This window comes from Desulfacinum hydrothermale DSM 13146 (assembly GCF_900176285.1).
Classification (GTDB): Bacteria; Desulfobacterota; Syntrophobacteria; order Syntrophobacterales; family DSM-9756; genus Desulfacinum; species Desulfacinum hydrothermale.
Genome location: NZ_FWXF01000037.1, coordinates 1 through 5,316, shown reverse-complemented (window position 1 = coordinate 5,316; position 5,316 = coordinate 1). Strand labels below are relative to the sequence as shown.

The 5,316-nt window shown below is 56.2% G+C and carries 3 protein-coding genes; all 3 read right to left on the bottom strand.

Translation table 11 applies throughout. The features are described from left to right. Positions 1-1,305: DUF2341 domain-containing protein (locus tag B9A12_RS16250; protein ID WP_139796698.1), on the bottom strand; the 1,305-nt coding region annotated here is incomplete at its 3' end. Between the two features lies 1 nt (position 1,306). After that, positions 1,307-2,542 carry a hypothetical protein gene (locus B9A12_RS16245; RefSeq protein WP_084059139.1) on the bottom strand — a complete coding sequence of 412 codons (1,236 nt, stop codon included), beginning with the start codon at positions 2,540-2,542 and terminating at the stop codon, positions 1,307-1,309. Between the two features lie 15 nt (positions 2,543-2,557). Further along, on the bottom strand, positions 2,558-5,316 hold a 2,759-nt coding region (locus B9A12_RS16240), incomplete at its 5' end, for a hypothetical protein (protein WP_170920688.1).

Genomic DNA, 5,316 nt, shown 5'->3' with positions numbered 1-5,316 from the left:
GAACCGCGGGTCGTACCCGTCGAACCGATATTCTCCCGTCGTCGGGTCGCTCCAGGTAATGGCTAAGGGTCGCATGGTGTGCCGATCAAAGAGTGTTACCCGTCGATGGGCCGGTTCGCCCGCCACAAGTACAGTGCCCTGGATAACACCGGCGCCCCGGCGCGCCGGGACAGCGAGAGTTTTGTTCCAAACGAGCCGGATAGACCGAAAAGTTGGGGAGATTAAGGCTTGGTCAAGTGCGGGCGAGCCTGCCTTTTCTAAGAAGATGGACGCCGTTATTAATGGCTCTGGATCAGCGGGTGGAAAGATCAACACGTGCTTGAAGCGGGCGTCGATGGAGTCCCCGACGTTCCGCACCGCTGCGAACAACGCTAGTTTTACATCAGCAAATTCTGGAATGGTTATATCTACCGTTTTGTCTTCGTATGTAAAAGAAAACGTATCGCCCCGCCGGCTTAATATAAGTAGGTGAGGCCCAAGCGTTGCCGCACTTGTGTCAGCGTCCGTGAGCTTAGTTATAGAATTATGCACTTCTTTTGTAACGACCACGTTGTCGTTTGCATACCCGCCATAGCGTCTAATGTATGTAAACAGACGATTGTCAGCATCAACATTAACGTCTAGCCCAAAACTGTACCCATAATTTGAGTTGGACCCGGACGCGTGTGCTGAAACTATATCTACTAAAACATACGCGACAAAATCCCCGGAAAGCCCCGTGGCGCTACGTATCGCCTGGCCGAACCAACCTGAATGTTGGCCCTGCACAGTGCGAACGTCTATTGTGCCCGTGCCGCTTATCTCCAGTTCGGAATCATGCTCACTCACACTGAGGTCGGACGCTTCCGTATAGTAGGATCCTAACTGTTCCACACAGTAAGAGTGGACCGTTGACCCCCAAAAAGCATCAATAACCCCGTCGTCGAAGTAATCTGCGGGCGAAAAAACGTCCAATTGGTTTGAAGCGTTCGTGGCGTTCGAGTTCCCCGCATAGAAATAGATAGTCACCGTGGCGCCATCTAAGTTTGTAGGGATTTTAACCCATACATAAGCGGTACGGTCCGGCGCTGTACCCGTTACATGAGAAACCCAAAAACTGCACTCGGTCCCGTCTTCCAACGCGAAGCGAAAGTCACCACCGTCGTTTTCGCCAGAAGGAAAGAGGCACTGCGGCGGTGCTAGTATGTCGTGTTCAGCGTTGAGTGATTCACCAATTTGGAAAAGAACAGGATAATTAACCCCTGCACCCGCTGCGCCGCTTAGCGCTATTTTTCGGCGATACTGCCATCCTTCAAGCCATGCCATCTTAGTCCCTCCAGGACCCTAGAATATCGACCAACACTTGGCCCTCGCGGAGCCCGGTTTCCCCGCCGCTGAAGTTCCACCGGGAGGCAAGATAACGCAACCCGATGAGCGGCCGGTGCCCCGGTATGTCGTTTTGAATTATTACAAGGGAATCTAAAGGCTTGTCATGCAACGGTTCGTAAAGCCCGGGTAAGTACCCGCGGGGGACACCCGCGTTTGAAGCATATTCAAAAATCGGGACGCTGTTTGTTAGGATACTGTTGGTTACCGGGCACGGAAATGTAATGTCATCGTACAAACCCAGTGGCCGCGGGTATATATCCCGTGCGTAATAAGCATTATGGGCCCTTAAATCCGTACCCACTACACAGCACCCGACGCCAAACTGTGTACCGGTAATATCCCGGGCCAAGTAGCCCCCAGGTGCCATGTTATCCAGTGCCGTAATGGTCAGTAATCCACCGCTGTAATTTGTTTCGGTTGAAGACCCGTGTCCCCCAATGACACAAGCAAAAAGATCAGCGGAATTTATCGGAACAGCATCACCAAACACGTAGATGAACGGTTTGTTCTGCGCTGGGTCGGCGTTCACCCAAACGTAGAAAAGTCTACTATCCGCAATCACCGCCCACGGTCGGGGCGTGGCGTCCTCATAACTTTTGACCCACCACGTCCATTGATCATCCGTATCAGACCAGGGAAACGGCTCAAAGCGCGTGTCTATGTCTTCGACAATGCCGTACCCTTTCACCGCGGCACGGTTTGAAAACTCACTTTCTGTGTCATCAACATAAAGGTAATAACCGAAAGCCGCCGGGTCGGTAGAGCGGAACACACGCCGGAGATTGTCGGCGCTTGCGAACGTCTGCTCCCACCCAGCACTTGCCATCTTTACCGCGATGGTGCCCGTGGCCGGCGTCGTGGGCGTCAAACCGTCGGGCAGGGTGAAAGTGAAGGTGGTATCCGTCACGGTCTCGATCCGATGGGTGCCGTTGTAATCTGTTTCGTTGGCGCCCGCTAGCTCGATAACCGCATATTGTGGGAACGAGTGCCCGCCCTGGATGGTGACGGTTACCGTGGAGCCCTCACGGGTCACCGATGTGACCGTGGTGCTGCCGTAGCCAGTGACCAGGCAGGCGTTGAGTAGCTCCACCATAGAGCCGTTGGCGCCCGTCAGTTCGGGCGCACCCGGGTCTGTGTAGCGAAAAACCTTAACATCCGTCGCAAGTCGTGCCATACGAAAACCTCCGTACTAGGGCGTGTTTACGTCGCCGCGAATCTGGATTCGGAACTGATCGCTGCCGCTTTGCGCCTCGCCCTGAAGAACCGTCCGCGCCACCCACACAGGGTGATTCGCCGCGATGGTGTTAAATCGTAAGACGTTGCCGGTGCTCCACCCGGACCCCCAACCGTCGGCCCGGATAGTAAAATATGGCACTTGGGTCTCAGGATTCATGGGCGCAAAGTCGGTGTTTATGTCGCCCAGGGCGATCTGGCCGCTGAATTCGCCCACCAGCTTGAAGGCCGTGGAAGATGTGAAAATGATGGCCCAGCGTTCTTGGATCGTGCCTTTGTTGGTGACCTCAAGCGGGTAGAGCGTGTCGTTGTAGGTGCCGCCCGCCTCGCTTCCGATCCGGTCATCTGACCATTCGCCGGTCCACGTGGCCTGGTCAAAAATATTGGTCACACGGGCGAACATATCGCCCACAATGTATGCGCTCGACACGTAGCTACCCGTCGGGTAGTCGTGGCTAAGGGGTCGCGTCAAAGTCAAGGTGCCGTTAATCTGCAAGTCGGACACAAGCGCCATGTCTTCAATCCGGTCTTCCAGCGTCAAGGGCGCCGTGAGCCCGCTAACGTCCGTAAGCGTCACCGTGCCGGCATCCAAGTCCACCGTGTACCGATCCGTCGGCACTGGATCACCGTTGGCGTCGTACAATTTGGCATAACTCAGCCGAACTCGGCCCGTGTCGATCACCTGCCCATTGGTCGGGGTGCTGATGGTGGTGGTCTGCGTGTGATGGATCACCACCACGTCGCCCGTACGAAAGATCGGCACCCGGCCGTCCTGTGGCAACCGAACTGGGTCAAGCCCCAGAATGTCCGCGGAAAGTGGCATGTAAACATACACAACCACGTTGTAACGGGCCGTGTTGGGGACCACGAGTCGCGGCACCCAAACCGTGCCATCAGGCAGAACGTCTTCTTGCCTGAACCACCCCTGTTTTTCTTCGTCGGTCAATTCCGACGCCACTCGATATTCACCGAACCGGACGGAAACCACGCCAGTTTGCACTTCAATGGACCCCTCCATCCCGGCGCCTTCAATGTCGCCATCCAGGTTCGCCGTGCCTGTGAGAAGCTCACCGTCTGCCGCGGTAACCGCAATGGTGAAACTGGCCGGGCGCACTGGGGCCGCTACGGTGCGGAAGGATAAGGCAGAGTCAAGCCGCGGCGTGATCTCCAACAACAAAGAGTCCAGCGAGAACGAAAAAGAACCCCCAACCCATGCGGACAACGTAGCGTCGCCGCTACTGTAGTCAATCGACCCGACTACAGTACCGACACCTGTTCCAGGGTCCGGGTCCATGTGAATTTCGCCCTCGTTGTCGACGAATGTGTGCCCCGCAAGGGAGAACTGCACCGAACCAGGGACCACCGCCGCGTTGGTAGAAGGTGCCAAGCGCACGAGCAAGTTCTCCGCTGGCATGGCCTCCGTTTGCTGGGAATAACTCATGCCAACGGGGCGATAGTCTACGTTTATGGTGACAGTGCCGCCCCCGGCGTAAGAGTGTGACGTGGTAGAGTCCCATTCGTAATGGTCAAACTCTTCACCGCACGTGGTAGTGAAGCCATCAAGCCCGTTCCACTGGGACCTACATTTAACTTCATAAACGGAGTGTTGCGCGTAGTAATTTATCTCCGTGGGAAGAGTGATTGTTTTGTTCGCGAAATCAATACTACCAAACGGCAGAGAACCATCCGGGGCGCTGGTAAGACCAAGCCTAAAAGCTCCCGAACTAAGCGCTACCACCTCCAACATCGAGCCGTTGGGCATCCGCACGGGGCCCGCCCCCGATGGCACCACCACGCCCTGGCACACAACCTTGAATCCCGGGGTGCTTTGATTATCAGTGGCTGCGGCGACCGTGTATTTTATGCGGACACCTTCAGCCTCCGGCTGATCGGTCAGGGTAATCGTAGCTTCCTCGTTCGGCGCCGGAACGTTAGAAAACACTTCTTGAGCAGGCGTCACAACGCCGCTGTAAGTAATCTGCGGCGTCTCCGCCGGGTCCGGCAGGTAGCTAGGCGTGAAGACCACCTGCCCTGCGCCGTAATCCACAAAACCGGACCCGTCACCTGACAATTCGCCCGGGGTGGTGCTGTCCATGATGGTGCGTTGCGCGCCGTCTGCGTTGTATGTGATGGTAATGGAACCGGGCTGAATGGGCGGTTTCGCCACTGTGTACGAGTAGCTGGGTAAATCCACGTCTGCTTGGTCCCCAACCTGATAGAGCGTGTCCGTGCCCCACCCAAGCATGATCGCCGTGTTTATGTCGGGCAAGTCCTGAACCGTGACGTTGACCGAGCCAGTATCGTAGTTGACGTTGCCGCTGCCATCGCCGGTCAAACTGCCGTCGCCTGCTTCGTCGTAGATGGTATGCCACTTGTCACGGCTGCGATAACTAATCTCTAGCGTACCGGGCGCCGGCTTGGGGATAAGCTGAAAAACATAGTTATATTGCCGGTTTGTGTCTTCGATCGCGTAGCTGCTCGTGTAACTCACTTGACTGATCGAAACGGACCGAGCGCCGCCGGAAAGCGTCACCGAACGAAAGCCCCCCGCCTGCAAGTCCAGCATGGCGGATTCAGCCTGGGTAGCCGGGACCAGGGGCGCCTTGTAGTCGTTCACACGGACGGACAGATCACCAAACGACGCGCTCGTGGCAAGGGGCGACACACCGTAATACTTGACCGCCTCCACCACGCTTGTTCGATGAATTTTTGTGG

Bases quoted from the DNA above. Each gene is read 5' to 3' on its own strand.
- B9A12_RS16245 (WP_084059139.1), bottom strand. From the start codon at position 2,542: ATGGCACGACTTGCGACGGATGTTAAGGTTTTTCGCTACACAGACCCG.